The sequence below is a fragment of the Streptomyces sirii genome (genome assembly GCF_045690365.1).
Classification (GTDB): Bacteria; Actinomycetota; Actinomycetes; order Streptomycetales; family Streptomycetaceae; genus Streptomyces; species Streptomyces sirii.
On the sequence record NZ_CP147982.1, the window covers coordinates 715,621 to 742,061 of the forward strand.

At 70.2% G+C, this 26,441-nt stretch carries 30 protein-coding genes, 1 pseudogene and 1 riboswitch; of the genes and pseudogenes, 16 read left to right on the plus strand and 15 right to left on the minus strand.

The features are described from left to right. Window positions 1–290: 290 nt before the first annotated feature. The 5 genes from aceA (at window position 291) to WAB15_RS03365 (ending at window position 7,347) form a co-directional block, all read left to right on the plus strand. A complete protein-coding gene (gene aceA, locus WAB15_RS03345; RefSeq protein WP_407285246.1) occupies window positions 291–1,574 on the plus strand; it encodes an isocitrate lyase in 1,284 nt (427 codons plus the stop codon). 103 nt (window positions 1,575–1,677) lie between these two features. Next, window positions 1,678–3,276: a malate synthase A gene (gene aceB, locus WAB15_RS03350; protein ID WP_407285247.1), complete on the plus strand. Its 1,599-nt coding sequence runs from the start codon at window positions 1,678–1,680 to the stop codon at window positions 3,274–3,276. After that, complete coding sequence (locus WAB15_RS03355) at window positions 3,273–4,142, plus strand: 3-hydroxybutyryl-CoA dehydrogenase (RefSeq protein WP_407285248.1); 870 nt, start codon at window positions 3,273–3,275, stop codon at window positions 4,140–4,142. The genes aceB and WAB15_RS03355 overlap by 4 nt, the downstream gene beginning before the upstream one ends. Before the next feature lie 194 nt (window positions 4,143–4,336). Further along, window positions 4,337–4,559, plus strand: a riboswitch (cobalamin riboswitch). A 164-nt stretch (window positions 4,560–4,723) separates the two neighbouring features. Beyond that, the gene (metE, locus tag WAB15_RS03360) at window positions 4,724–7,042 is read left to right on the plus strand and encodes a 5-methyltetrahydropteroyltriglutamate--homocysteine S-methyltransferase (RefSeq protein WP_407285249.1); all 2,319 of its coding nucleotides are present in this window, start codon (window positions 4,724–4,726) and stop codon (window positions 7,040–7,042) included. 182 nt (window positions 7,043–7,224) lie between these two features. Beyond that, window positions 7,225–7,347, plus strand: coding sequence for a hypothetical protein (locus tag WAB15_RS03365; RefSeq protein WP_407285250.1), 123 nt, complete (start codon window positions 7,225–7,227; stop codon window positions 7,345–7,347). A gap of 102 nt (window positions 7,348–7,449) precedes the next feature. Here the strand turns inward: WAB15_RS03365 and WAB15_RS03370 are convergent, their stop codons facing one another. From WAB15_RS03370 to WAB15_RS03385, 4 genes are read right to left on the minus strand one after another with little or no spacing between them, the layout of a single operon-like run. Continuing rightward, the gene (locus WAB15_RS03370; RefSeq protein ID WP_407285251.1) at window positions 7,450–9,090 is read right to left on the minus strand and encodes a glycoside hydrolase family 13 protein; all 1,641 of its coding nucleotides are present in this window, start codon (window positions 9,088–9,090) and stop codon (window positions 7,450–7,452) included. Between the two features lie 53 nt (window positions 9,091–9,143). Next, window positions 9,144–9,977, minus strand: coding sequence for a carbohydrate ABC transporter permease (locus tag WAB15_RS03375; protein WP_407285252.1), 834 nt, complete (start codon window positions 9,975–9,977; stop codon window positions 9,144–9,146). After that, window positions 9,974–10,990, minus strand: a complete 1,017-nt coding sequence (locus tag WAB15_RS03380) for a carbohydrate ABC transporter permease (protein ID WP_407285253.1) — start codon at window positions 10,988–10,990, stop codon at window positions 9,974–9,976. The genes WAB15_RS03375 and WAB15_RS03380 overlap by 4 nt, the downstream gene beginning before the upstream one ends. Before the next feature lie 18 nt (window positions 10,991–11,008). Then, a complete protein-coding gene (locus WAB15_RS03385; RefSeq protein WP_407285254.1) occupies window positions 11,009–12,313 on the minus strand; it encodes an ABC transporter substrate-binding protein in 1,305 nt (434 codons plus the stop codon). Window positions 12,314–12,749: 436 nt separating this feature from the next. On the opposite strand from WAB15_RS03385, the gene WAB15_RS03390 reads away from it, so the two are divergent. Then, window positions 12,750–13,817 carry a LacI family DNA-binding transcriptional regulator gene (locus WAB15_RS03390; RefSeq protein WP_407285255.1) on the plus strand — a complete coding sequence of 356 codons (1,068 nt, stop codon included), beginning with the start codon at window positions 12,750–12,752 and terminating at the stop codon, window positions 13,815–13,817. Between the two features lie 128 nt (window positions 13,818–13,945). On the opposite strand, the gene WAB15_RS03395 is transcribed toward WAB15_RS03390, so the two are convergent. After that, complete coding sequence (locus tag WAB15_RS03395) at window positions 13,946–14,578, minus strand: TetR/AcrR family transcriptional regulator (RefSeq protein WP_407285256.1); 633 nt, start codon at window positions 14,576–14,578, stop codon at window positions 13,946–13,948. A gap of 26 nt (window positions 14,579–14,604) precedes the next feature. Further along, window positions 14,605–15,066 carry a hypothetical protein gene (locus tag WAB15_RS03400; RefSeq protein ID WP_407285257.1) on the minus strand — a complete coding sequence of 154 codons (462 nt, stop codon included), beginning with the start codon at window positions 15,064–15,066 and terminating at the stop codon, window positions 14,605–14,607. A 10-nt stretch (window positions 15,067–15,076) separates the two neighbouring features. On the opposite strand from WAB15_RS03400, the gene WAB15_RS03405 reads away from it, so the two are divergent. Together WAB15_RS03405 and WAB15_RS03410 are read left to right on the plus strand one after the other, a co-directional pair. Beyond that, entirely contained in the window at window positions 15,077–15,220 is a 144-nt protein-coding gene (locus WAB15_RS03405; RefSeq protein WP_407285258.1) for a hypothetical protein, read from the plus strand. Between the two features lie 25 nt (window positions 15,221–15,245). Continuing rightward, entirely contained in the window at window positions 15,246–16,049 is an 804-nt protein-coding gene (locus WAB15_RS03410) for a class I SAM-dependent methyltransferase (RefSeq protein WP_407285259.1), read from the plus strand. A 275-nt stretch (window positions 16,050–16,324) separates the two neighbouring features. On the opposite strand, the gene WAB15_RS03415 is transcribed toward WAB15_RS03410, so the two are convergent. Next, entirely contained in the window at window positions 16,325–16,480 is a 156-nt protein-coding gene (locus WAB15_RS03415) for a DUF6131 family protein (protein WP_399144890.1), read from the minus strand. A gap of 208 nt (window positions 16,481–16,688) precedes the next feature. On the opposite strand from WAB15_RS03415, the pseudogene WAB15_RS03420 reads away from it, so the two are divergent. Next, window positions 16,689–16,985: pseudogene (locus tag WAB15_RS03420) on the plus strand (DJ-1/PfpI family protein); the annotation flags it as partial. 31 nt (window positions 16,986–17,016) lie between these two features. On the opposite strand, the gene WAB15_RS03425 reads toward WAB15_RS03420, so the two are convergent. From WAB15_RS03425 to WAB15_RS03460, 8 genes are all read right to left on the minus strand, one after another. Beyond that, on the minus strand, window positions 17,017–17,466 hold the full coding sequence (locus WAB15_RS03425; RefSeq protein ID WP_407285260.1) for a nuclear transport factor 2 family protein: 450 nt from the start codon (window positions 17,464–17,466) through the stop codon (window positions 17,017–17,019). Between the two features lie 84 nt (window positions 17,467–17,550). Further along, window positions 17,551–18,537, minus strand: a complete 987-nt coding sequence (locus tag WAB15_RS03430; RefSeq protein ID WP_399145067.1) for a cation diffusion facilitator family transporter — start codon at window positions 18,535–18,537, stop codon at window positions 17,551–17,553. A gap of 197 nt (window positions 18,538–18,734) precedes the next feature. Then, complete coding sequence (locus WAB15_RS03435) at window positions 18,735–20,540, minus strand: complex I subunit 5 family protein (protein WP_407285261.1); 1,806 nt, start codon at window positions 20,538–20,540, stop codon at window positions 18,735–18,737. Then, complete coding sequence (locus tag WAB15_RS03440) at window positions 20,537–20,884, minus strand: sodium:proton antiporter (protein ID WP_399144886.1); 348 nt, start codon at window positions 20,882–20,884, stop codon at window positions 20,537–20,539. The genes WAB15_RS03435 and WAB15_RS03440 overlap by 4 nt, the downstream gene beginning before the upstream one ends. Continuing rightward, a complete protein-coding gene (locus tag WAB15_RS03445) occupies window positions 20,881–21,639 on the minus strand; it encodes an MnhB domain-containing protein (RefSeq protein WP_407285262.1) in 759 nt (252 codons plus the stop codon). The genes WAB15_RS03440 and WAB15_RS03445 overlap by 4 nt, the downstream gene beginning before the upstream one ends. Next, complete coding sequence (locus WAB15_RS03450; RefSeq protein ID WP_399144884.1) at window positions 21,636–21,905, minus strand: hydrogenase subunit MbhD domain-containing protein; 270 nt, start codon at window positions 21,903–21,905, stop codon at window positions 21,636–21,638. Before WAB15_RS03450 ends, WAB15_RS03445 begins: the two co-directional genes overlap by 4 nt. Continuing rightward, window positions 21,898–22,386, minus strand: a complete 489-nt coding sequence (locus WAB15_RS03455; RefSeq protein WP_407285263.1) for a monovalent cation/H+ antiporter complex subunit F — start codon at window positions 22,384–22,386, stop codon at window positions 21,898–21,900. Before WAB15_RS03455 ends, WAB15_RS03450 begins: the two co-directional genes overlap by 8 nt. After that, window positions 22,383–22,559 carry a hypothetical protein gene (locus tag WAB15_RS03460; protein ID WP_399144882.1) on the minus strand — a complete coding sequence of 59 codons (177 nt, stop codon included), beginning with the start codon at window positions 22,557–22,559 and terminating at the stop codon, window positions 22,383–22,385. Before WAB15_RS03460 ends, WAB15_RS03455 begins: the two co-directional genes overlap by 4 nt. Window positions 22,560–22,901: 342 nt before the next feature. On the opposite strand from WAB15_RS03460, the gene WAB15_RS03465 reads away from it, so the two are divergent. The 7 genes from WAB15_RS03465 (at window position 22,902) to WAB15_RS03495 (ending at window position 26,429) form a co-directional block, all read left to right on the plus strand. After that, on the plus strand, window positions 22,902–23,312 hold the full coding sequence (locus tag WAB15_RS03465; protein WP_407285264.1) for a gas vesicle protein: 411 nt from the start codon (window positions 22,902–22,904) through the stop codon (window positions 23,310–23,312). A gap of 90 nt (window positions 23,313–23,402) precedes the next feature. Further along, window positions 23,403–23,885: a gas vesicle structural protein GvpA gene (locus WAB15_RS03470; RefSeq protein ID WP_407285265.1), complete on the plus strand. Its 483-nt coding sequence runs from the start codon at window positions 23,403–23,405 to the stop codon at window positions 23,883–23,885. Between the two features lie 3 nt (window positions 23,886–23,888). Next, entirely contained in the window at window positions 23,889–24,602 is a 714-nt protein-coding gene (locus WAB15_RS03475; RefSeq protein WP_399144878.1) for a GvpL/GvpF family gas vesicle protein, read from the plus strand. Window positions 24,603–24,611: 9 nt separating this feature from the next. Next, complete coding sequence (locus WAB15_RS03480; RefSeq protein ID WP_399144877.1) at window positions 24,612–24,890, plus strand: gas vesicle protein GvpG; 279 nt, start codon at window positions 24,612–24,614, stop codon at window positions 24,888–24,890. A gap of 20 nt (window positions 24,891–24,910) precedes the next feature. Then, entirely contained in the window at window positions 24,911–25,339 is a 429-nt protein-coding gene (locus WAB15_RS03485; RefSeq protein ID WP_399145066.1) for a gas vesicle protein, read from the plus strand. After that, entirely contained in the window at window positions 25,336–26,160 is an 825-nt protein-coding gene (locus tag WAB15_RS03490) for a GvpL/GvpF family gas vesicle protein (protein WP_407285266.1), read from the plus strand. The genes WAB15_RS03485 and WAB15_RS03490 overlap by 4 nt, the downstream gene beginning before the upstream one ends. Further along, window positions 26,157–26,429, plus strand: a complete 273-nt coding sequence (locus WAB15_RS03495) for a gas vesicle protein (RefSeq protein WP_407285267.1) — start codon at window positions 26,157–26,159, stop codon at window positions 26,427–26,429. Before WAB15_RS03490 ends, WAB15_RS03495 begins: the two co-directional genes overlap by 4 nt. The last annotated feature ends 12 nt before the right edge of the window (window positions 26,430–26,441 follow it).

Here is a 26,441-nt window from a genome sequence, read left to right on the forward strand (position 1 = left end):
AGATTCGCAGAAGTTGGCAGGCATCCACGATTGATGGCACTCAGTGCCAGTGCCAGAGTCATCAGTGCGGCCCGCCGGACACCGGCGGCCACCGCTCGGATCCGGGGCGCGATTCACGCCCTGACGTCGGAGATCCCGGCGACGGCGGGGTCGCGTGACGGCAGCGTTGCTCACCTCCGCCCCATGGCGTAACGGCGGGCCGCACCCCAGCCATAGGACACACAGTGCCATCTCCATTGATGCAAGCCGGGGATTGGCAGACGAGACAGACCGAGGAGACGGTGACAGTCATGGCAGAGGCGAGGACGCAGGCGGCCGAGGAACTCGCGCGGCGCTGGGCCACCGACCCCCGGTGGCAGGGCATCGAGCGCACCTACAGCGCCGACGACGTGATCCGACTGTCCGGCAGCGTGCGCGAGGAGCACACCCTGGCCCGGCGCGGCGCCGAGCGGCTGTGGCGGCAGCTGCACGAGCGGGACTACATCCACGCGCTCGGCGCGCTGACCGGAGGTCAGGCCGTCCAGCAGGTCAAGGCGGGCCTCCAGGCCATCTACCTGTCCGGCTGGCAGGTCGCCGCCGACGCCAACCAGGCCGGCCACACCTACCCGGACCAGAGCCTGTACCCCGCCAACTCCGTTCCCCAGGTGGTCCGGCGGATCAACAACGCGCTGCTGCGCGCCGACCAGATCGCCACCGCCGAGGGCACCGGTGACACCACCGACTGGCTGGCGCCGATCGTCGCCGACGCCGAGGCCGGGTTCGGCGGCCCCCTGAACGCCTTCGAGCTGACCAAGGCGATGATCGCGGCCGGTGCGGCCGGTATCCACTACGAGGACCAGCTGGCCTCCGAGAAGAAGTGCGGTCACCTCGGCGGGAAGGTGCTGGTGCCGACCTCGCAGCACATCCGCACCCTCAACGCCGCCCGGCTCGCGGCCGACATCGCCGATGTGCCGACCCTCATCGTCGCCCGCACCGACGCCCTGGCAGCAAACCTGCTGACCAGCGACGTCGACGAGCGCGACGCCGAGTTCGTCACCGGCGAGCGCACGGCGGAGGGTTTCTACCGGGTCCGCAACGGCATGGCGCCGGTCATCGCCCGCGGCCTGGCCTACGCCCCGTACGCCGACCTCATCTGGGTGGAGACCGGCACCCCGGACCTGGCGCAGGCCCGCGAGTTCGCCGAGGCGATCCACGCCGAGCACCCGGACCAGATGCTGGCCTACAACTGCTCGCCGTCGTTCAACTGGAGGGCCGCTCTCGACGACGACCAGATCGCCAAGTTCCAGCGGGAGCTGGGGGCGATGGGCTACCGCTTCCAGTTCATCACCCTGGCCGGCTTCCACTCCCTCAACCACGGCATGTTCGACCTGGCGCGCGGCTACGCCGAGCACGGTATGACCGCGTACGTCGACCTGCAGGAGCGGGAGTTCGCCGCGCAGGCGCACGGCTTCACCGCGGTCAAGCACCAGCGCGAGGTCGGCACCGGCTACTTCGACCTGGTCTCCACCGCCGTCAACCCCGCCTCCTCCACCACGGCCCTGACCGGCTCCACGGAGGAGGAGCAGTTCCACTAGGTCGCCCCGTCCGGGCGTCAGTCCGGTCCGTCCCCGACTGAGCGGGGGTCGTACGACCGTCCCCGTCCGACCCCCGCTCCACTCCCTCCCGCAGGAGAACCCGATGACCACCAGCGCCCTCACCCACCGCGTCCGCGTCCTGGCCGCCCCGGGCGACCGTCACGACGAGATCCTCACGCCCGCCGCCCTGGGCTTCCTCGGGCACCTGGCCGCCGCCTTCGGCGAGCGCCGGCGGGACCTGCTGAAGGAACGCCGCCGGCAGGCCCTGCGTCTGGCCAGCGGCTCCCCGCTCGACTTCCCGCTGGTCACCGCCGCCGTGCGCGCCGACCCGTCGTGGCGTGTCGCCGCGCCGGCTCCGGGCCTGACCGACCGCCGCGTCGAGATCACCGGCCCACCGGACCGGCGTATGACGGTCAACGCGCTCAACTCCGGGGCCCGGGTGTGGATGGCCGACTTCGAGGACGCCACCGCCCCCACCTGGGACAACGTCATCGGCGGCCAGCTGAACCTGCGCGACGCCATCGACCGGCGCATCGACTTCACCAGTGACGACGGCAAGGAGTACCGGCTCGCCGACCGCGGCCGGCTCGCCACCATCGTCGTCCGGCCGCGCGGCTGGCACCTCGACGAGGGGCACCTGGAGTTCGCCGGCGGACCGGTGCCCGCCGCGCTCGTCGACTTCGGCCTGTACTTCTTCCACTGCGCGCAGCGCCAGATCGACACCGGGCACGGCCCGTACTTCTACCTGCCGAAGCTGGAGAACCGCTACGAGGCCCGGCTGTGGAACGACGTGTTCGTCCTCGCCCAGGAGCTGCTCGGCATACCCCGCGGCACGATCCGCGCCACCGTGCTCATCGAGACGATCACCGCCGCCTTCGAGATGGAAGAGATCCTCTACGAGCTGCGCGAGCACAGCTCCGGCCTCAACGCCGGCCGCTGGGACTACCTCTTCAGCCTGATCAAGACCTTGGGACACCGCACCGGCTTCCTACTGCCGGACCGGGCGAAGGTGACCATGACCGCCCCCTTCATGCGGGCGTACACCGAACTGCTGGTGCGCACCTGTCACCGGCGGGGCGCCCACGCGATCGGAGGCATGGCCGCGCAGGTGCCGAGCAAGGATCCGGCCGCCAACGAGGCGGCGCTGGCCAAGGTCCGGCTGGACAAGGAGCGCGAGGCCGAGGACGGCTTCGACGGCTCCTGGGTGGCCCATCCCGGCCTCGTGCCACTGTGCCGCGAGGTGTTCGACGGCGTGCTCGGCGACCGGCCGCAGCAGATCGACCGTTCCCGCGACGATGTGGCGGTGAGCGCCGCGGACCTGCTCTCGGTGCGCCGGATCAGCGGTCCGCCCACGGCGGAGGGGGTGCGAGCCAACGTCGCGGTGGCTCTGCGCTACTTCGCCGCCTGGCTGCGCGGCCAGGGGGCGGTCGCCCTGTACGGCCTGATGGAGGACGCCGCCACCGCCGAGATCGCCCGTGTGCAGATCTGGCAGTGGCTGCGCCACCGGGTCGTGGACCGGGAGACGGTCCGGCGGCTGCTCGACGAGGAGCTCGCCGCGCTCGGTGCCGAGTACCCGTGGGCGCCTCTCGAAGAGGTGCGCGCGCTCTTCGAACGGAACGCACTGGCCCGGGAGTTGCCGGGCTTCTTCACCCCGGACGCCTACGCCCGCCACCTCGTACGGAACGCGGAGCCGCGGTCATGAGCGCGGGCATCCAGCGCGTCGGGGTGGTCGGCGGCGGTCAGATGGGCGCGGGCATCGCCGAGGTGTGCGCACGGGCCGGTCTCGACACCGTGGTCTGCGAGGCCGACGCCACGGCCGCCCGCGCCGCGCGGGAGCGGGTGGCCGCCTCGCTGGACCGCGCCGTGCGGCGGGGGAAGCTGGAGCCGGCCGCGGCGCGGCAGGCCCTCGCCCGCCTGCTCTTCACCGGCAGCCTGGAGGACCTGGCGGACCGGCAGCTCGTCATCGAGGCCGTCGTCGAGAACGCCGACGCCAAGACGGAGGTGTTCGCCGCGCTCGACAAGATCGTCGAGGACCCAGGGGCGGTGCTGGCCACCAACACCTCCTCCCTCCCCGTCATGCGCCTGGGCATGGCCACCGGCCGCGCCGACCGGGTCGTGGGGCTGCACTTCTTCAACCCGGTCCCGGTGCTGCCGCTGGTGGAGATCGTGACGTCCCTGCACACGGCTCCCGAAACGGTCGCCGTCGTGGCGGACTTCGCCACCGGCACCCTGGGCAAGACGGTCGTCCGCTCCCAGGACCGGGCCGGCTTCGTCGTCAACGCGCTGCTCGTGCCATACCTGCTCGCGGCGATCCGCATGGCGGAGTCGGGCTTCGCCACGGCCGCGGACATCGACACCGGCATGGAGCTGGGCTGCGCCCACCCCATGGGGCCGCTCAGACTGGCGGACCTGATCGGGCTGGACACCGTCTCCTCGATCGCCGAATCGCTCTACGACGAGTTCAAGGAACCGCTCTACGCCCCTCCCCCGCTGCTCCAGCGGATGGTCGAGGCAGGGCTGTTGGGCCGCAAGGCCGGCCGGGGGTTCCACCAGTACGACCAGAACTGAGGGGTCTGGTCCGGTCGGGCTGAGGGGCCCGGCCGCACCGCCGGCCGAGGGATCCGGCGGCTGCTCACAGGGGAGGGCGGGAGACGCATGTGCGGCGTTTCCCGCCCTCGTCGCGCTTCACACCTGTCGCCCGCGTGGCTCACCTCACCTTCCGAATGGTGGACCTGGACGTACCGCATCGCTCGACGGCCCTTAGGCTGACCTGTGCAGCTGGTTCGCCCCGTCCGCCAGGCGGGATGCGTCGCAAGAGGGAACCCGGTGGGAATCCGGGACTGCCCCGCAGCGGTGAGCGGGAACGACCGCCGTCATACGCACTGGGTCCGATGAGAGGGCCTGGGAAGCGACGGCCATTAGGTGTCCTCCCCCGTGAGGACGTGCTCGCGAGTCCGAAGACCTGCCATCTGCCCGGGTGCGGACGACTCGCACCCGGATATCCCGGTGACCTCGAGGGCGGGTCGGCGTACATACCAGGCGGATGACCGCGCCATGCCGCGCGAGGTCGTATCGCACGGTTCGCTGCCCCTTCGCGTCCTCGTCCCGTCGCCGGGATCTCAGGGATTCATCTCGCGAAGGAGATCTCCGTGAACACCAAGTCCGCAGCCGCGGCAGCACGGGCCACCGTGTACGGCTACCCCCGCCAGGGCCCGGACCGGGAACTGAAGAAGTCGATCGAGGGTTACTGGAAGGGCCGCGTCACCGCCGACGCCCTCCGCGCCACCGCCGCCGAACTGCGCCGCTCCGCCTGGCAGCAGTTGGCCGGGGCGGGCCTCGACGAGGTCCCGACCGGCGACTTCTCGTACTACGACCACGTCCTGGACACCACCGTCATGGTCGGGGCGATCCCCTACCGCCACCGGGACGCCGTCGCGGCCGATCCGCTCGACGGTTACTTCGCCATGGCGCGTGGCACGCAGGATGTCGCACCACTGGAGATGACCAAGTGGTTCGACACCAACTACCACTATCTGGTGCCCGAGTTGGGCCCCGACACGGTGTTCACCGCCGACTCCGCCAAGCAGGTCGCCGAGCTGAAGGAGGCCCTGGCACTGGGGTTGACGGCCCGGCCGGTGCTGGTCGGTCCCGTCACCTATCTGCTGCTGGCCAAGCCCGCGCCCGGCGTGGCCGCCGACTTCGACCCGCTGACCCTCCTGGACCGCCTGCTGCCCGTGTACGCCGAGGTCCTCGCCGACCTGCGCGCGGCCGGCGCCGAGTGGGCGCAGTTGGACGAACCCGCCCTCGTCCAGGACCGCACACCGGCCGAGCTCGACACCGCTGCCCGCGCCTACCGCGAACTCGGCGCCCTCACCGACCGGCCCAAGCTGCTCGTCGCCTCCTACTTCGACCGCCTGGGCGACGCGTTGCCCGTCCTGGCCAAGGCTCCGGTCGAGGGGCTCGCGCTGGACTTCACCGAGTCCGCCGCCGCCAACCTGGAGGCCCTGGCGGCCGTCGGCGGACTACAGGGCAAGCGACTGGTCGCCGGCGTCGTCAACGGCCGCAACATCTGGGCCAACGACCTGGAGAAGTCCCTCGCCACGCTCGGCACCCTCCTCGGTCTGGCCGACCGGGTCGATGTGTCGGCCTCCTGCTCCCTGCTGCACGTCCCGCTGGACGCGGCGGCCGAGCGGGACATCGCACCGCAGGTCCTGCGCTGGCTGGCCTTCGCCCGGCAGAAGACGGCCGAGATCGTCACCCTCGCCAAGGGCCTGTCCCACGGCACCGGCGCCATCACCGCCCAACTGGCCGCGACCCGGGCCGCCCTGGCCTCCCGGGCCAACTCACCCATCACCCACAACCCGGACGTCCGCGCCCGTACCGGCGCGATCGGCGAGAGCGACGCCCGCCGCTCCCAGCCCTACGCCGAACGGACCTCGGCCCAGCGCGCCCACCTCCGCCTGCCGCTGCTGCCGACCACGACCATCGGCTCCTTCCCGCAGACCGGCGAACTGCGCACCGCGCGGGCCGACCTGCGCGCGGGCCGGATCGACACGGCCGGGTACGAGGAGCGGATCAAGGCCGAGATCCAGGAGGTGCTCGCCTTCCAGGAGAAGGCCGGTCTGGACGTCCTCGTCCACGGCGAGGCCGAACGCAACGACATGGTCCAGTACTTCGCCGAGCAGCTCACCGGCTACCTCGCCACGCAGCACGGCTGGGTCCAGTCGTACGGCACCCGCTATGTCCGCCCACCGATCCTGGCCGGCGACATCTCCCGCGCCGAGCCGATGACCGTGCGCTGGACGGCCTACGCCCAGTCGCTCACCGACCGTCCGGTCAAGGGCATGCTCACCGGCCCGGTCACCATGCTCGCCTGGTCCTTCGTCCGCGACGACCAGCCCCTGGGCGACACCGCCCGCCAGGTCGCCCTCGCCCTGCGCGACGAGGTGGGCGACCTGGAAGCGGCCGGCACATCCGTCATCCAGGTGGACGAGCCGGCCCTGCGCGAGACCCTGCCGCTGCGCGGCGCCGACCGCCCCGCCTACCTGGCCTGGGCCACGGAGGCGTTCCGGATCACCACCAGCGGCGTCCGCCCAGACACCCAGATCCACACCCACATGTGCTATGCCGAGTTCGGCGACATCGTCCAGGCCATCGACGACCTCGACGCGGACGTCATCAGTCTGGAGGCCGCCCGCTCCCATATGCAGGTCGCCCGCGAACTGGCCGCCCACGGCTATCCGCGCGAGGCCGGGCCCGGCGTGTACGACATCCACTCGCCGCGCGTGCCGAGCCCGGAGGAGGCCGCCGAACTGCTGCGCACCGGCCTGAAGGCGATCCCCGCCGAGCGCCTGTGGGTGAACCCGGACTGCGGTCTGAAGACCCGGGGCTGGCCCGAGACCCGGGCGTCCCTGGAGAGCCTGGTGGCCGCGGCCCGCACCGTCCGCGGTGAGCTGTCCGCATCCTGACCTGACGGCTCCCTAGGGGCCGGGGCCATGAGTGCCCCGGCCCCTGGGCCCCCAATCACCGTTATTTCATCGGCATTTCAGCGCTCCCCACGACAGTGGGCGCACAACGTGTCGAACGACCGGTCGCGCGGCTACGCCGTACGCGCACCGAGCAAGTGAACGGGGACCCTGTGGATGATCTCTTGCACAAGCTGGTTTCTGCCGCCCTCACGGGAGGTCTGATCGCCCTGGTGGGCTTTCTGAGCATGGCCGCCCGCAGGCGCAGGGCCGCCAGGGAGGAAGCCCGCCGCACCGGCTCCGACTGAGGATCGCACGCAAGCCTGACGGCGGCCGACCGGCCTGGAGTTGGCCGGTCGACCGCCCGTCTGCGCGGTTGACGCGGTTGTTGTCGCTATACCGTCACCCCGTCACAGCGCCAACCAGACCGCCTCGTCCGTCCCCAGGTGGCCGTCCTCGATGTGTCCGCTTGCCAGGACCACCGTGTCGTGTTCCGGGAGGGGGTACGGGTCGGCGGAGAGGTTGACGACGCAGGCGAAGCCCGGTTCGCGGGCGAAGGCGAGTACTCCGGGTGGCGTGTCCAGCCAGGTCAGGGCGGAGTCGCCGAGGGCGGCGTGGTCCCGGCGCAGGTGGAGGGCGCGGCGGTAGAGCTCCAGCATGGACGCCTCGTCGCCGGTCTGCGCCTCGACGCTGAGGGCGTGCCAGTCCGCTGGCTGGGGCAGCCAGGGCGCGCCGGAGGCGTCGTCGGGGCTGAAGCCGAACGGTGCCTCCTGCCCGGACCACGGGATCGGCACCCGGCAGCCGTCACGGCCGGGGTCGGTGTTTCCGGAGCGCTCCCAGATGGGGTCCTGGAGGACGTCCTCGGGCAGGTTCTCGACCTCCGGCAGGCCCAGTTCCTCGCCCTGGTAGACGTATGCGCCGCCGGGCAGGGCGAGCATCAGCAGGGCGGCGGCGCGGGCGCGCCGGATGCCGAGTGGGAGGTCGAGGGGGCCTTCGGGCCGGTAGGGCACATTGGCGGTCCACTTCCTGACCACCTCGCGTCCGTAGCGGCTGGGGTGGCGTACGACGTCGTGGTTGGAGAGCACCCAGGTGGCGGGGGCGCCGACGGCGCCGAGGCTGGCGAGCGAGCTGTCGATGACCTCGCGCAGCGCCTTGGGGTCCCAACTGGTCATCAGGAAGTCGAAGTTGAAGGCGGTGTGCAGACCGTCCCGGCGTACGTAGCGGGCGAGCCGCTCGGGGCTGGGCGCCCATGCCTCGGCGACGAACTTGCGGTCGCCGGGGAACTCGTCGGCCACCCGGCGCCACGATCGGTAGATCTCATGCACCTCGTCGCGGTCCCAGTGCGGGTGGTCGACCGGGGCCTGGGCTTGTGGGGAGTCCGGGTCCGGGAGGACCGGCAGGTCGGGGAGTTCGGGGTGCTTGATCAAGCCGTGCGCCACGTCGATGCGGAAGCCGTCGACGCCCCGGGTGAACCAGAACCGCAGGATGTCCTCGAACTCGGCACGTACTTCCGGGTTCTTCCAGTTGAGGTCCGGCTGCTCGGGGGCGAACAGGTGCAGGTACCACTGTCCGTCGGGCAGCCGCCTCCAGGCCGGGCCGCCGAAGCAGGACTTCCAGTCGTTGGGCGGTTCGGCGCCGTCGGGGCCGCGTCCGTCCCGGAAGACATAGCGCTCGCGCTCCGGGCTTCCGGGCCCGGCGGCCAGCGCGGCCTGGAACCACGCGTGCTGGTCGGAGGTGTGGTTGGGCACGATGTCGGGGATGACGCGGATGCCGTGCCGATGCGCCTCCTCGATGAGCGCCTCGGCCTCCGCGACGCTGCCGAACAGCGGGTCGATCTCCCGGAAGTCCGCCACGTCGTATCCGTGGTCGGCCATCGGCGACTTGTACCACGGGTTGATCCAAATGGCGTCGATGCCAAGGGACTTGAGGTAGGGAAGGCGTGAGCGGATGCCTGCGATGTCACCGATCCCGTCGCCGTTCCCGTCGGCGAAGCTGCGGATGTAGACCTGGTAGATGACGGCGCTGCGCCACCAGGGTGCGGTGCTGGGCATGGTCGGGCGTACTCCTTGCGGAAGAGTGTGCGGTAAGCGGTACGGAGGGCGGGCTACTTCGCCGCGCCGGCGGTGAGGCCGGCGACGATCCGGCGCTGGAAGATCAGCACCATGATCACGAGCGGGATGGTGACGAGGACCCCGGCCGCCATCTGGCTGCCGAACGGCGTCTCGAACTGGGTGGCCCCGGAGAACTTGGAGATCGCCACGGGTGCGGTCTGCATCTCCGCCTTGTTCGTCATCGACAGGGCGATCAGGAACTCGTTCCAGGACGCGATGAAGGTGATGATCGCGGTGGTGAAGATGCCGGGTGCGGCGAGCGGGATGATGACCTTGCGGAAGGCCTGGCCGCGGGTGCAGCCGTCGACCATGGCCGCATGCTCCAGCTCGTCGGGCATCTGCCGGAAGAAGGCGGTGAGGTTCCACACCGCGAGCGGCAGGGTGAAGGACATGCTGGGCACGATCATCGCCTGGTAGCTGTTGATCCAGCCGAAGTCGACGAACATCTTCAGCAGCGGGACCACGATCGACACCACCGGGAACATCGAGGTGGCGATGATCAGGGTGAGCACCAGCCGCTTGAGCCGGAACTCCAGCCTCGCCATCGCATAGGCGGTGAAGGTGGCGAGGATCAGTGCCAGGACGGTGCTGATGCCGGCCACGACGATGCTGTTGAGCAGGGCGCGGGTGAAGGACTGGGAGGGGTCGAGGACCGCGAGGTAGTTCTCGAACGAGAACCGGGTGGGGATCAGCGAGTTGTCGAAGATGTCCGACGTACGCCGGAGGCTGGAGACCAGCATCCAGTAGAACGGTGCGAGGCAGTAGGCCACGACCAGGGTGACTCCCGCGTAGAGCAGCCACTTGCGCCAGTTCAGCGAGTGCGTCATGCCGCCACCTCCGTACGCCGGCGCAGCAGCCGACGCCCGCGCTTGGGAGCCGCGTCGTCGTCCCCGACGACATTGGCGCCGAGCAGCCGGACGAAGGCCAGCGCGATCAGGAAGACATAGACGAAGAGGATCACCGCATAGGCCGCGGCGGGTCCGAACCGTACGTTCGCCGCCTGGTCCTGGGCGAGCATCGACAGCGTCTCCACGGAGGTCTTCTGCGCGCCGATGAGGATGTACGGCAGGTCGAACATGCGCAGCGCGTCCAGCGTCCGGAAGAGCACGGCGACCAGCAGGGCGGGCTTCACCAGGGGCAGGGTGATGTGCCAGAACTGGCGGAGCGCACTCGCCCCGTCGAGCTTGGCCGCCTCGTAGACCGCCTTGTCGATCACCTGGAGGCCGGCCAGTACAAGCAGCCCGATGAACGGCGCGGTCTTCCACACGTCGGCGATGATGACCGCGACCTTGGCGTGGAAGCCCTCGGTCGTCCACAGCACATGCTGGCCGGTGACGGCGTTGGCGATGCCGTCGCTGTTGAAGATCCACCGCCACAGCAGACCGCTGACGGCGGTGGGTACCGCCCACGGCACCAGGATGCTGGCCCGGACCAGGGCCCGTCCCTGGAACGCGCGGTGCATGACCAGCGCCATCGCCACTCCGATGACGGCTTCCAGTGCGACGGTGGTGACGGTGAGGAAGGTGGTGTTCCAGAACGCGTTCCAGAACCGGGCGCCCGCCTCCCCGAAGATCGCGGTGTAGTTCTCGACTCCCACGAACGGATCGGTGTCCCGGACGAATCCGGTCTTCGGGTCGAGTCCGGGGGTGCCGAACAGCGAGTCCTTGAGGGCCACGATCGTCGGGTAGAGGACCACGATCGTCAGCACCAGCAGGGTCGGGGAGATCAGCAGGGCCGCGAGCCGTCCGGACCCGGCGGTCGCCTTGCGCCGTCGTCCCGGGGGTCTGGCCGGTACGGACAGCGGAGCCCGGGGCGCTGCCGTGGTGTGTGTGGTCGCCATGGCGTACTCCTCGTTTCCTCAGTCCGTCGCGGGCTGCTGTCGCAGGGTCTTCTGGAGGTCCTTCAGCGCCTGTGCGCTGCTCTTGGCGCCGGTCAGGGCGGCATAGCCCTCCTGCTGGACGGCCGCGGTGACATCGCCGTACTGGAACACCCGGGGCCGCGGCACGGCACGCAGGACCGACTTCTTGAGGGTGGGGAGGTAGGGGTACTGCTTGATCAGCTTCGGATCGTCGTAGAGCGCGTGGTAGGTCGGTGCTCCCGGTGCGCGGGACAGCGTGAACCGCTGGATCTCCTGGCCGGCGAAGAACTTCATGAAGTCGATCGCGGTGGCCTTGTTCTCCGCCGAGGCCGACAGGGCCAGGTTGTGGCCGCCGAGGCTGGACGTGCCTGGGCCGTCGAGGCCGGGCAGCGGCGCGGCGGCGAACCTGCCGGCGACCTTGCTGGAGCCGTCCTTCTTGGACGTCAGGGAGTACATGTACGGCCAGTTCCTCAGGAAGACGAGCTTCCCGGCCTGGAAGGCGCGGCGGCCGTCCTCCTCCTGGTAGGTGAGGGCGTCCTTGGGGATCGTGCCGTCCCGGAAGGAGTCGACCAGGAAGTCCAGGCCCTTCTTCGCCTGCGGGCTGTCGACGCCCGGTCGGCCCTTGGGGTCGGTGACGATGCCGCCGGCGGAGTTCACCGCCTCGGCGAAGTTGACCGTCAGGCCCTCGTACTTCTGGAACTGCCCGGCGTAACACGACATGCCCTTCGCCTCGGGCAGCTTCCTCACCTTGGCGCAGTCCGCCTTCATCTGCGACCAGGTGACCGGCGGCTTGGCGATACCGGCCTTCTCGAGCAGATCGGTGCGGTAGTAGAGCATCCCGCCGTCCGAACTCATCGGGACGGCGTACAGGCCACCGCGGTACTCGCCGGTCTCCACGATCGGCTTCAGCATCTGCCGCAGTGGGAAACGGTCCTCCGGCAGCCGGTCGACCCAGCGGTGCGCGGCGAACTCCGAGGTCCACACGGCGTCGAGGGACAGCACCGTGTAGGCATCGGACTTCGTCTGCGCGTTCTGGATCATCTGCTGGCGCTGGGCGTCGGGGTCCGTCGGCAGCTGGATGAAGGTGACCTTCTCCTTCGGGTGCAGCTTGTTCCAGCGGTCGAGCACGGACTGGATGACGCCACTGGCGTCCTTGCCGGCGACGTAGGTGATGGGGCCGCGCCCTTCGAAGGAGGGCCTGCCGCCCGCCGCGGTGACGGCACCGCTGCCGCCGCACGCCGCGACGGACGCCAGCCCGGCGAGAGCCGCACCCGCGCTCAGCGCTCTGGTGGTCCTGGTCTTCACTCTGTCTCTCCTGGTCGAGCGGTACGGCACGTCTCTCCGGGTCGAGCGGTACGAAGCGACGAGCCGGTCACCACGGCAGCGGAACACCGGCCGGGCGACATCGAGGGAAATGTGACGGGAAGGCGAGAGAGGGACATGAAAGCACGGCAGATGCGCCGTGACTGCGCTGCCTCCCTCATCCAGCATGATGAAATCGCAGGTCAAAGCATCAGAGGTTCGCTCCGAACGAGTTGCTTCGACTCTGCTGTGACAGCGCTTTCAAGCTAGGAGTCCACCCAGGGGAAGTCAATGCGTTACGTCGCGGTAATCCGCAGGCCATTCGCATGCACTCTGCAGCTTTCACTAGGCACGACACCCCTGAACACCGCCGTGCACCGCAATGACAGCGCTGTCATGCATCGCCGTACACATGTGCACGCTGTGCTACCGTCCGCTCATGCCTCCAGCTCAACGGCACCCCACGATGGCCGACGTCGCCGAGCGGGCCGGGGTCTCCGCTTCCACCGTCTCGCGCACGCTGCGCGGTCTGTCGACGGTCTCGCCCGAAGTCCGCGCGCGCGTCGAGCGGGCCGCCCGCGAGCTGAACTTCGCGGTCTCCCGGCAGGCCGCCAGCCTCGTCACCGGCAAGACCGGGGTGGTCGCGGTACTCACGCCGACACTCAATTCCTGGTTCATCGGCTCGGCGGTCTCCACCCTCGGGCCGCAGCTGCGAGCGGCCGGCATGGACCTGCTCGTCTACGTCACCCCGGACATGACCGAGCGCGCCGACTTCTTCGAGCGGCTGCCGGCCCGCCGGAACGCCGACGCGCTGTTGGTCTTCTCCTTCGACCTCACCGAGGAGGAGACCGCCCGGCTGGACGACCTCCAGATGCCGGTGATCTACGTCAGCCAGCACGCCGAGGGCTGCCCGAGCGTCTATGTCGACGATGTGGAGGGCGCCCGCCGCGGCACCCAGCATCTGCTCAATCTCGGGCACCGCCGTATCGCCTTCTTCCAGACGATCGGCGCCAGCGGCTTCGCCTTCAGCTCCAACGAACGTCTCGTCGGCTACCAGCAGGCGCTCACCGAGGCCGGCGTCCCCCTGGACGACGATCTCGTGGTCGCCGCCCCCGTCGCCGACAAGCGCAGCATCGCGGAAGCCGTCGGCGAGCTGCTCAGCCTGCGGGACGCGCCCACGGCGCTCTTCGCCGAGCAGGACGAGCTCGCGGCCTCCGTCATCTGGACGCTGCGCAAGTCACGTATCGACGTACCGGAACGCCTCTCCGTCCTCGGCTTCGACGACCACCCGATCGCCGAATGGTCCGACCTCACCACGATCGCCCAGTCCCCCGAGGACATCGGCCGCGCCGCCGGCGAACTGGCCTGCTCCCTCGTCAACGACCCCGACGCCGACCCGGCGCAGCACGTCATCCTGCCGACCCGGCTGATCCCCCGGGGCAGCACGGTCCCACTGCCGGATGGCGGCGGGGAGATGGGCGGCGGCGCGGCAGAGTCCGGGGCTTGACGCTGGGACTTAGGGCGTGTCTCTTCGATCTCCGTGGGCCTGCGGCGTCTGGGACAGGCCGACGCCGCCGGCCTCCCGCCGCCGTCTGAATTTGCGCCGGCGTTCCTCCATCTCCCCGTGGCCGGACGTCAGCTTCGCTGGATACCAGTGAGCAAGATGTCCGCGAGTTTGTCGGCGTAGTCCTCGGGATCGATGCCGGGATTGCTTCCGAGATATCCGAGCATCATGTCGATCGCGCCCTGGTAGGTGATGGCCATCACGCGGGTATCGAAGTCCCGGAGACTTCCCTCGGCTTGGCCGCGCCGGAACAGCGACTCCTGGGCCTGGTAGATCTCTTCATAGGCATCAAGGGTCAGGTGCGGCGTGCCATCGGGCTGACGCAGATTGTGCACGATGCGGTTGAGTGCGGTCAGTTCCACCCGGTGGGTGAGGTTCAAGGCCGCAGCCCTGCGCAAGGCCGCACGAATGATGTCCGGGACGGGCTCGGTCAGGTCGAGCGAGTTCGCGATGCGGTCCCTGATGGTCGTCATCGTCGCTTTGGCGGTGGACTCCATCAGGTCGTCCTTGCCGGCGAAGTAGTGCCAGATCAGCCCCTTGGAAACGCCGGCCCGCTTGGCGACACGGGTCAACGACAGGCCGTCGTACCCCTGCTCGGCGAGCTCCTCCACGGCCGCGGTGATGATCTGCGCCCGCCGCTGGTCCTCGTCGAGCCGCTGCCGACGCGCACCCGAGGCCGACGTGGGTGAGGACAAGCTGTTCACGCCGTCACCGTCGATCGCCGGCCCGGTCATGGACGACCGCCCGGATTCCGGCGAGCCGCCTGCACCGACAGGACCGCAAGGGTCAGCGTCATCGCGGCGATGACCACCATCTCCACGCGCATCCACGGAGGGAAGACACCGGGGAGTGCCGCCTCGACGAGATTCACCACCGTCAGCACGCACCCGATGACCGTGACCGCGCGAAGACCGGCACGACTGCCCTTGAACGCCGCGCGCGTCCGCAGCGGCAGCACGATCGCGAACACGGCGACGACCACGGCGTGCCCCCATGCCTCCGAGGTGGCCAGAGACGGCGCCACCACCGCCATGACGCCCAGCGCCACCAACGTGCCGAGGGCAACCGCCACATAGGCGCCCACCAGTCGCTTCACCCTCGTGGGCGGCGTTAACTCGCCTGCTGGCGACTCAAGTTCCTTCACTTCCACTCTATTGACCATGCGGTCAAAGCTAGTTGCGGTTGACTGCATGGTCAATAGAGTGGAGAGGGGTCACGACGAGGAGACCCTCGTCCACGCCCAACGTCACCTGATGGACGTGCTGGGGCTGCCGGACCGACCCGCAACGAAGGAGGAGTGGCCGCTGACGACCGAAGGAAACGGGGCGCTTTGCCGCGGCTGGTGAGGCACTGATCTGGGACCGTAGTGGCATGAATGATCAGCGGTGCGACGTGTGGGCGGCCGGTGACGCCTACGAGCAGTACATGGGTCGGTGGAGTCGTCTCGCGGCGGAGAAGTTCGCGACGTGGCTCAAGTGTGCCGACGATCTGCGGTGGCTGGACGTGGGATGTGGTACTGGTGCGCTGTCGACGGTGGTGAGCACCCAGTGCCGGGCTCGAACGGTGCTGGGAATCGACCGGTCTGAGGGGTTCGTAGGCTCAGCCCGGGTCGCAGCTCCGGTCTCGACGCACTTCATCGTGGCGGACGCGAGGGCGCTTCCAGTGCGCGATGGCATGTGGGACGTCGCCGTCAGCGGGCTGACACTGAACTTCCTTCCCGAGCCCACCGTGGCAGTGGCGGAGATGGCCCGGGCGGTCCGGCCCGGCGGCCTGGTTGCCGCGTATGTGTGGGACTACGCCGAAGGTATGAGCTTCCTGCGCCGGTTCTGGGACGCTGTCGTTGAGGTGCACCCGTCCGCAGGTGCGCTGGACGAGGGCCGCCGGTTCCCCGTATGCCGTCCGGAACGGTTGCAGAAGGTGTGGGCGGACGCGGGACTCGTCGACGTGGCCACCGCCCCGATCGAGGTGCCCACCGTCTTCGCCGACTTCGCCGACCTGTGGGAGCCCTTCCTCACGGGGCAGGGCCCCGCACCCGGCTATGTGGCCTCCCTTGCCCCGGCCGACCGGGACCACGTACGTGACGTGCTCGAGGCGGCTGTCCCCAGGAGGCCGGACGGTTCCATCGCGCTCACCGCCCGGGCCTGGGCTGTGCGCGGTCGAAACCAGTCCGCGTAGCGGCGAGCTCAGGGTCTTGCCGGAGATGCTGACGGCACGGACCTCATGGAGCACGACCAATTGCCCTCTCAGCCATCGAGGAGGGAAGCCAGCGTCTTCTGGAGGTCGGCAGGCTCGCGGTAGTGGACACCCGTCATTCCGAGCGTGATGGCGGCTTCGACGTTCTCCAGTCGGTCGTCCACGAACAGGCACCGGTTGGCGGCACTCCTGCCCGGCCACAGCCGCCGATGGCCGCTCGCCACCGGAACGGCCCGGCACGAATCGCGGTGAAGCCGCTACCAGTAATGTCGGCGGCCGCCGACCGCGTGGCCTATCGCGCCGAGGATCCACAGCGCCGCGCCGATGACGAGCAGGACGATTCCGATCGTCCACAGGATGGCGAGGCCGGTCAGGAAGCCGACGATCAACAAAATGACTCCGAGAACGATCACAGTCCGCTCCGATCTCGTATACGTCTTCTTTCAGGTTGGTCCCGGCCTTTGATAAGGGCAACTGCTGGCGGATCGACGCCGGCCGGGTTTCCGGGCGGCCGCGGGGCCGCGTGCGTAGCAGGAGACGAGTCGGGCCGGGCGGGAACTACTCGACCGGCTCAGCAGACTCCTAGGGAGCCAGCGTAACCTCGTACGGGCACAGCAGGCCGGAGTCACCGTCGCCGGCATCTGCACAGGAGTCATGGTGCTGTCCGCGGCAGGCTTGACCCAAGGCCGTCCGTGCACGACACACCACCTCGCCAAGGCCGAGCTGGCCGCCCAGGGAGGCAAGGTGATCGACGCACGAGTCGTCGACGACGGGAACCTGGTGACCGCGGGCGGTGTCACCAGCGGAATCGATCTCGCGCTCTGGATGATCACCCGCGAGTGCGGAGCATCCATCGCCGCCGGCGTCGAGTCCGTCATGGAGTACGAGCAGCGCGGTGTCGTCTGGCGAAGCTCCTGATCGCCATCGCATGCGCGGTTTGCCGTCGACCTCACTCCGTAGGTGTCGGCACGGCGCAGGCATCGGCGATGGCCCGCGTGTCCCAGTAGAACGGACGAACCTCGGTGATCCGCCCGTCCTTGACCGTGATCGCTTGCAGAATCGGGAAGTTGAGTTCACGGCCGGTCGCACGAGCGCGAGCACGGACCTGTGTGAGCACGACGGCAGTCTCACCGGTGGCAAGAAACTCCTGCTCCACCATGTCGAACGACTCCCACACCTCTCCCATCATGAGGAAGAACCGCGTCATGCCGTTGTACCCACGCCAAGTACCTCCATAGGGCAGAGCCTCTGCTTGATGCAGCTCGACATCCGGCGCGAAGAAGGGGGCGAGCAGGTCGAAGGAAGCCTCGCCGGGGCCTCCTGCCGCCAAGTACTCCGCCTCAGCCGCATACATGCCGGTGAGGACCGTCACTGAGTCCGTAGTGGATGACATCGTCATGCCGCCAGCATGATCACCACAGGAGTATCCTGCTGGCGGCAATCAGACATCGTTGTGCGGCGCGGTCGGCTTCCGCAACACGCTTCAGTCGTCCTGTGCCCGCGTCGGCTCCTGCTGTTCCTGCTGGGAGGTCACGGTCTCATCGAGCTTTCGGCGCTCGTGGCGGGCTCGTTCCCGGTCTTCTGCGGAGGCCTCGGTGACGTCGAGGAAGATCTGGTGGGCCGTCGGCCACTTCGCCCGCATTTCCCGCTTCACCCCCACCAGCACCTCCTCGACCTCTTCGCTGTCCAGTCCGCCGACCAGATCGATCCGGGCCGCGACCAGCGTCGAGCGGGGGCCCAGCCGCATGGTCTGCAGTCCGGTGACGGTGTCGATCTCCGGCTGCCGGTCGAGGAACTCCCGCATCGCCTGGCGCAGGGCCGGGTCGGCGGCCTCGCCGATGATCGCTCCGCGCGACTCTTCGGCGAGTCGGTAGGCGACGAACATCAGCAGCACCCCGATGATCATCGATGCGCCGGCCTCCCAGGCCACGTCCCCGGTGAGCATGTGCAGCCCCATGCCGGCCATGGCCACCAGCACACCGATGCAGGCGGTGGAGTCCTCGGCCAGCACCGTGCGCAGTGCGGGATCGTCGCCCGCTCGGAGCATGCCCCGCATGCTGCGGTCGGCCGCCCGAGCCTGGCCGTGCACCTGGACCAGGGCGCGGACGAGGGAGGCCCCTTCGGCGATCAGAGCGACGGCGAGCACGATGAGCCCGGCCACATAGCCCGCATGGCTCTCCGTGCGGTCCGAGCGCAGCGCCTCGATGCCTTGGAAGAAGGAGAAGCAGCCGCCCATGACGAAGATGCCGACGGCGGCGAGCAGCGACCAGAAGTAGCGTTCTTTCCCGTAGCCGAAAGGGTGCCGACTGTCCGGAGCCCGCGTGCTGCGCTTGAGCGAGGCGAGCAGAAACAATTCGTTGAGGCTGTCGGCGAGAGAATGCGCCGCCTCGGAGAGCAGTGCGGGGGAAGCCGCGAAGAGCCCACCGATCAGCTTGGCCAGGGAAATGACCAGGTTGGCGCCGAGGGCCACAAAGACCGTGACCGCGGTCTTGGCGTCCGTATCGCCCTTGTGGAGTTTCTGTCGCCCCCTGCGGAGCTCCTGCTCACCCTTGTGGAGTTCCTGCCCGTCGTCCGTCAAGCGTCGCCTCCCGGTGGTCGATCGGAGAGCCCACGTGAGCGTATGCACCTGCGGGCGGAGCCGCGCACAACCGGCGGTCGTGTTGCGCCTCAGAGCATGAGCGACCCCAGCAGGGTGACGCCCGCGAGGAACCAGGCCACATAGTCGCCCACATGCCCGGAGTGCAGTCGGCGCAGCGCGGTGGACCAGCGAGCCGGTTCGCCTGTCGGCCGCCGTACGGCCAGCATTGCGAGCGTCACGGCCAGGGCGGTGGCCAGTAGGTCCCACAGCACACCGGACGTCGTCCAGTGCGGCGCGGGAGTGGGTGCGGGCTCCTCGGGCCGGTCGTAGAGCACGGCTGCGAGGTAGCCGCCGTGGTGGGTGAAGGCGTCGGCGGCCCGGCCCGCGCCGGTCCACAGGCCGGGGACCAGGCCGACCGCGAGCGCGCCGGCGAGCAGCAATGTGGGTACCACGAGCATGCTGTCCGGGATCCGTGCCAGCCGTCCGCCCCGGGTCTCCGGTTCCTCCGCCTCCCCGGTCGTCTCCTCCGGCGCGTCGGGCGGGCGGGTGCCCAGGCCGAGGAACACCCGGGCTCCGGCACGTAGCACAGCGCCGGCGGTCACCGCGGATACGAGGACGAACAGCGCGGTCGCCCAGTCGCCTGCCGCCTTCTCCACGACCGCCTTGCCGAGACCGGTGCCGAAGGGCGGCAGCCCGGCCAGCGCCAGGCCGCCCGCGCCGAACATCACCGCCACCCAGGGGAGTTCGCGGCCCGCGCCGTGCAGCTGTTGTTCGTCGACGCTGCCGAACCGGTCCAGCAGGATCCCCACGCAGGCGAAGAGCGCGGCCTTCACGCCGGCATGGGCGAGGACGTACAGGGCGACGCCGCCGATCCCCTCCGGGGACAGCATGGCCAGGCCGATGAGGAACAGGCCCATGTGCGCCACCGTGGAGTAGGCGAGCAGGCGTTTGAGATGGCGCTGCTGCCAGCACAGCGTCGCGCCCACCGCGGCCGTCAGCACCCCGAGGGCCAACAGCGCCCGGTGCGCGTCGGGCGCCGGTAGGCCGCCGGGGCCGGCGAACACCGTCCAGTAGATCCGGGCCGTACCGTAGAGACCCAGTTCGACCATCACCCCCGACAGCAGCATGCACACCGGTGTGGGCGCGACCGCATGGGCATCGGCGAGCCAGAAATGGAACGGCACCGCGGCGGCCTTGACCAGCAGCCCGGTGACGACGAACACGAACGCGGCGGCCGTCAGCGGGTCCGGGCCGCCGCCGGGGCGGGTGTCCAGCGCGGCGCCGATCTGGGCCAGGCCGAGTTCGCCGGTGTGGGCGTAGAGCAGTCCGATGCCCAGCAGCGTGGTGTATCCGCCGAGGGAGTTGATCACGCCGAACACCAGGGCGCCCTGGACGGCGCGGGCCTCCTCGACGCGGTAACCGGTCAGCGCGTAGGCGACGACGCCCATCAGCTCGAAGAAGACGAAGGCGTTGAAGAGGTCCCCGGTGAGCGCGAAACCGCACATGCCCGCCTGGAAGAGCAGCACCAGCCCGGGGAAGGAACCGGCATGGCGGCGCGGCGGTTCGTCGAAGTACCGCCAGGCGTAGACCAGAGCGGCCAGTACCAGCAGCGAGACCAGTGTGGCGAGCCCGAGTCCGATCCGGTCGCCGACCAGCACGATGCCCACGCTCACCCCGCCGTGCGGCCGCCAGCCGCCCAGCCACTCCACGGGCCGCGCGCTGGACGAGGGGGTGGCGGCCGAGGCGTACAGGGCCAGCGCCGCGGTGCCCGCCGCGAAGAGGCACCCCAGGCTCTCGGCGAGGTACCGCGGCAGCCGCCGCCCGGCGCCGACCAGCACCGTCGCGCCGAACAGCGGGGTGGCGACGATCAGCGGCAGGAGCTGTGCGACGGTCACCCGCGCAGCTCCGAGAGCTCATCGGGGTCGACCGTACGGTGCCGTTTGGCGACCTGGATGACCAGGGCGAGCAGCAGCGCGCTGACGGTCGCCCCGATGACGATGTCGGTGAGGGTGAGGGCCTGGACGACGGGGTCGACGAGCGGGCGGGAGCCCGGGGTGAGGTCGGAGAAGACCGGGGCGGTGCCGCCGCGCCGGTAGCCGACGGCGAGCAGCAGCACATACGTCGAGGACTGGCAGACGGTGAGACAACCGACCGCGTGCAGGAGGTTGCGGCTGGTCGCCAGCCCGTAGCAGCCGATCAGGAACAGCCACCCCGCGATCAGGTACGGCAGCACACTCATGTCCCGGCCTCCGCCCGGTCGTCGCCCTGCCCGTTCTCGATCTCCACGGCCTGGTCCAGGAAGCGGGCCAGCAGCACGACGACTCCGGCCGCGACCTCCACACCGATGGCGGCGTTGAGCAGCGGGACGGTGCCCCCGGAAGCGAGCGTGTTGAACGTGCCGAGCGGAAGGAAGTTGGCGAGGAAGGACGCCCCCACCAGCAGCCCGGCGGCGCCCACGAGCACGTAGGCGGCCTCGCCCGCCACGTCCGCCACCTCGTACCGGCCCACCGGTCTGATCCGCTCCAGCGCCCGGTAGTCCACCGCGATGTAGAGCAGGTGCAGCGCGGTCGCCGCCACCACCCCGCCCTGGAAGCCGCCGCCCGGGCTGAGCTGGCCGTGCGCGATGACGTACAGGCCGATGAGGAGGGTGACGGGCAGCGCGAGCAGGGCGTAGCGGCGCACCGGTGGGGCGACCCGGGCCGGCTCGGGCGGCAGCCGGTGTTCGTCGCGGGTCTGGCGGAGCAGGACCACGGCTCCCAGGACCGCGCCGAAGAGGATGGACTCCTCGCCGAGGGTGTCGAAGGCCCGCTGGTCGAAGTTGACCGAGGAGACGGTGTTGGCGGTGTGCCGGGCGAGCGCCGCCCGTACCGCCCGGTCGCCGTACGGATGCCACCGCCCCCCGAACGGGGGCAGACCCCAGCAGGCGACGGTGAACAGCACGGCCGTGCCCAGCCCGCCGAGTGCCATGACCCACCGCCGCAACCGCATGCTCATGCCCGCTCCTCCCGCCGCTCGCTGCGCGCCCTGCGGCGTACCTTCCGTACGGTCAGCAGCACCATCAGCGGCGTCAGCACCGAGCCGACCGCCAGCTGGGAGAGCGCGACATCGGGGGCCTGCAGCAGCAGGAAGAGGGTGGCCAGTGCCAGTCCGAGCAGCGACAGCAGGAACGACTGGCGTACCGGGTCGCGGACCAGCACGGTGCCGGTCCCGGCCGCGGCCACCAGCAGCAGCCCGAGCAGTACGGGTACGTCGTCAGCCATCTGACGCCCCATCAGTGGGCGCGGGCCGCCCGTCCGCCGCGGCCACGGCGGTCAGCGCCCGACCCGCCACCCGGCTGCCCAGCACCAACAGCGCGCCGATCAGCAGCAGTTTCAGCGCTGCTCGGCCGGGGCCGGCGGCGATGCACAACGCCACCGTCACCGCCGCCACCGCGAGACAGTTCAGCCTGGTCGTCGCGCGCAGCGTGCGCGGCCGCGGCGGATCGACGGCCAACCGGTCGGCGAGCAGCCGCACATAGAGCAGGGTGCCGGCCGGCCCCAGCACACAGAGCACCAGCGCGGTATCGACATAGGCGGTGCGGCCGAAGCCCTGGGCCAGCAGCAGGAAGACCAGCGCGAGGAGCGTGGTCGCCAGGTTCTGCGCGGGCACCCGCCGCCCGACCGGCCCGGAGGCCGCACCGTACGCGGCCGGGGTGACGCCGCACAGCAGCAGCGCCGTCCCCGCGGCGGTCCAGCCGTTCACCGGCCGCCGGCCGCGCGCCGCGCCCCGCGTGCCGCACCGGCGGCGATCAGCCCGGCCGCGGCGCCCACGAGCCACTCCAGTGCGTCGACCGGGCCGATCAGCACGATCCACAGCAGCGTCAACGCCGCCCACCAGCCGATGAGTTCGGCGCACGCCGCCAGCCGCCGGGTCACCGTGTACGCACCTCCTGCCGACCGACCGGATCCCGGCCACAGGCTCACACGCGGGGCCGCGGCCGCCCGGTCACCGCGCCGCGCGTTACTCCGTCGGGGTGCGCGGGTCACGCGGCGGCACCCTGCGGAACGCCGCACGCCACAGACCCCAGCCTCCCGCCCCGGCAAGCAGCACCCACAGCTACCGGCAGTCGCCCGGCGTGACCCTGCGCAAGACGGGGAGGTAATGGTGCGATTTCACCCGATATCATCAAAGATTCAACGATGCTCTCCATTATCATGTAATGGCGTCTTTTGATCTGGCGCTGGCAGCATGTCGTCTCCGACCTCGGAGAAGGGAACATGGCCGCAGGTGAAGAGGACGAGGCGGCGCCGGGTCGTCGCCCGTCCAGCCGGAGGACCGGCGACAAGACCGCTCAGAGGACCGCCAAGAAGAGCAGCGGTACACAGAGCGGCAGCCGGACGAGCGAGGACGGAACGAAGCGCGCGGCCCGTCGCGTTTCGGCGTCGCAGGCCCTTCGGCGTGCGGCCCAGCAACTTCAGGAGCTGCTGGGCAGGGCGCCCGAGTCCGTCTCCGCGGTGAAACCGACGGAGGACGGCTGGCAGGCGGACGTCGAAGTCCTGGAACTGGAACGCGTCCCCGGGACCACCAGCGTGATGGCGAGCTACCGGGTGACGTTGGACGAGGAGGGCGAACTGATGGCGTACGAGCGCACCCGCCGCTACACCCGAGGGCAGATCGACCGCAGATGAGGTGGCTGCGGGTACCGTTCCGCCGCCCCGTTCGCCGGGCGAGGAACACGGCCGCTCCACGACCGGGGTGAGCCGGTGAAAGGAGGCACCGTGACTGTGGTGCCGCAGGGAGAAGGAACCATCGCCAGGGGCGGCCAAGGCGGCTCCGGCAACCTCTACGACGTGCTCGACCTGATTCTGGACCGCGGCCTGGTCATCGACGTCTTCGCACGGGTGTCGCTGGTGGGCATCGAGCTTCTGAAGATCGACGCCCGCATCGTCGTGGCGAGTGTGGACACCTATCTGCGCTTCGCCGAGGCCTGCAACCGCCTCGATCTGGAGGCCGGGAACAAGAAGCCGAGCGAGCTGACGGACATCGTCGGCGAAGTGACCGAGAGCGGCTCCCACGGCAAGGCCAAGGGCGCTCTCAGCGGAGCCGCGGAAGCGGTGACCGACGCCCTCAAGGGAAAGGGCAGGGACGACGAGGACGACGAGGACGACGACGATCACGAGGAAGCCGAGGAGCGGCAGAAGGAGCCCGCCGGAAGGCGGGAGCGGCCGTCCCGCCGACCCGTGCGGCACCGGAAGGAATGAGCGATGCCCGTCTACGTCTACTCCATCGTCGCGACCACGCATCCACAACGCCTCGACGGCGTGGACGGCGTGGGCGATCCACCCACCGAGCTGCGCACCGTAGCGGCCGGCGAACTGTCCGCCGTCGTCAGTGACGCCCCCGAAGAGCTCCGGGCCAAACGACGTGACCTCGCCGCCCACCAGGCCGTCCAGGAACGGCTGATGGCCGACGGTACGGTCCTGCCCCTGCAGTTCGGCTTCACCACCACGGACGACGACGCGGTACGCGCGGTACTGGAGGAGCGGGCCGAGCGGTTCACCGAACGGCTGCAGGCGCTTGAACGCTGCGCCGAATACCACCTGAAGTGCGCCCAGGACGAGAATGCCCTGCTGCGCCAGATCCTCCAGGACTCCGACCAGGCACGCGACCTCAACGAGCAGATCATCAGCGGCCGCGCCGGGCCCGACGCGCCGCTCGCCCTCGGTGAGTTGGTCGCCGTGGAAGTACAGGCCCGCCAGGACCGGCTCGCCGCCTCGGTCGTCGAGGCGCTGCGCGGGCTCGCCCGCGAGGAGCGGGTGTCCGAGCCCACCGGCGACGACTTCCTGAACGTGTCGTTCCTGGTGGACCAGGACCACGCAGACCGCTTCCGCACCGCCGAGAAGGAGCTCGCCGACGACCTGGGCGGCGACTTCGATCTGCGGCTGCGCGGACCGCTGCCCGCCTACAGCTTCGTCTAGGGAGTCCCCATGGGCCTGTTGACGCACCTCGCCACCCTTCCGCTGGCGCCGGTAAGGGGGGTGGCCTGGGTGATGGAACGGGTGGTCGAGGCCGCGGAGCGCGAGGCGTACGACCCTGGGCCCGTCGAACGGGAACTCGCCGAGCTGGAGCGCAGGCTCCTGGCGGGCGAGATCGACGAGGAGACCTTCGACCGGCGCGAGGACGAACTCCTGGACCGGTTGGACGAGATCCGGGCCCACCTCCGGGGCACCCCGTCTGACCCGCCCGTCGAGGGGGAGCAGCCGTGAGTGAACCCGTTGCCAGGAGGATGGGCGACTACCCCTCCAGAGCGACCTCGTACGGTCAGGGCTCCTCGGCCAACCTCGCCGACATCCTGGAGCGGGTCCTGGACAAGGGCATCGTCATCGCCGGCGACATCCAGATCAACCTGCTGGACATCGAGCTGCTCACCATCAAGCTGCGGCTACTGGTCGCCTCCGTCGACAAGGCGAAGGAGATGGGTATCGACTGGTGGGAGCACGACCCCGCGCTTTCCTCCCGGGCCTCCGACGGCTACCGCTCGCTCGCCGAGGAGAACAAGCAGCTGCGCGCCGAGATCGCGGAGCTGCGCGAGGACGCCGAACTGCCGCCCTCCGAGGAACGGCAGCAGACGACGCGCGCCTCGAAGTCTTCGCGGACCACCGGCGGCAAACGCACCGACACCGGCTCCCGCGGCACGAAGCGGGACAAGCCATGACCGGCAGCACCGTCAGCTATACGTACGCCGTGGCACGGGACGCCGACGGCTCGTTGGAGGACGCGCTCGCCGGGCTCCCCGGGGTAGCGGACGCACCGGTGCGGCTGGTGCGCGCGGAGCAGGACGCCGACGTGGTCGTCGCGGTGAGCCCGGTGCCCATGCAGGACTTCGACGAGGACGCGCTGCGGGCCAACCTGGAGGACCTGGACTGGCTGGAGTCGGTCGCCCGCGCCCACCACCGGGTCATCGAGGCGCTGGCCGCCCGCACCACCGTCCTGCCGCTCCGACTGGCCACCGTCTACCTCGACGACGAACGGGTGCGGCTGATGCTCGAAGACCGCCGGCAGGCGTTCACCGAGCGGCTCTCCGCACTGGACGCGCATGTGGAGTGGGGCGTCAAGATCTACGTCGAGGCAGCGGCCGGGCAGCCGGACGAGCCGCCACCGGACACCGACGCCGACACCGACCTGAGCCCCGGGCGGGCCTACCTCAGCCACCGCAGAGCACAGCGACACGCCCGCGAGGACGCCTACCGTGACGCCGAACAGGCCGCCCGGCGGGTGGAGGACGCCGCGCGTGCCTACGCGGTCGACCGGGTCCAGCACCGGCCACAGCAGGGCGAACTGGCCCGCGGCCCCGGCGAGAACGTCGTCAACGACGCCTACCTCGTCCCGCAGCAGCACGCGGAGGGATTCCGTACCGACGTGCTGCGGGCCGCCGAGGGGCTGCCCGGCGTACGCGTCGAGGTCACCGGGCCCTGGGCCCCGTACTCCTTCGCCACCCCCGCCGAAGCCGCACCGCTGAAGAGAGCCGCGCCGTGAAGGCCGCGGACGGTCCGCCGGCCAGGCTCGGGGCGGCCGCGGACGAGCCGCTGCCGGACCGGCAGATCGCGCTGATCGACCTGCTGGACCGGCTGCTCAGCGGCGGTGTGGTGCTCACCGGGGACGTCGTGCTGTCCATAGCCGATATCGACCTCGTACGCATCTCGCTGCGCGCACTCATCGTCGCCATCAGTGAGGAGAACCCCGGCCCCTGGTCCGCCGCCCTCGCACCCGCCGGCACGGCCCCGCGAGGCGGCCATGACGAGTGACGGGGCGGCCCT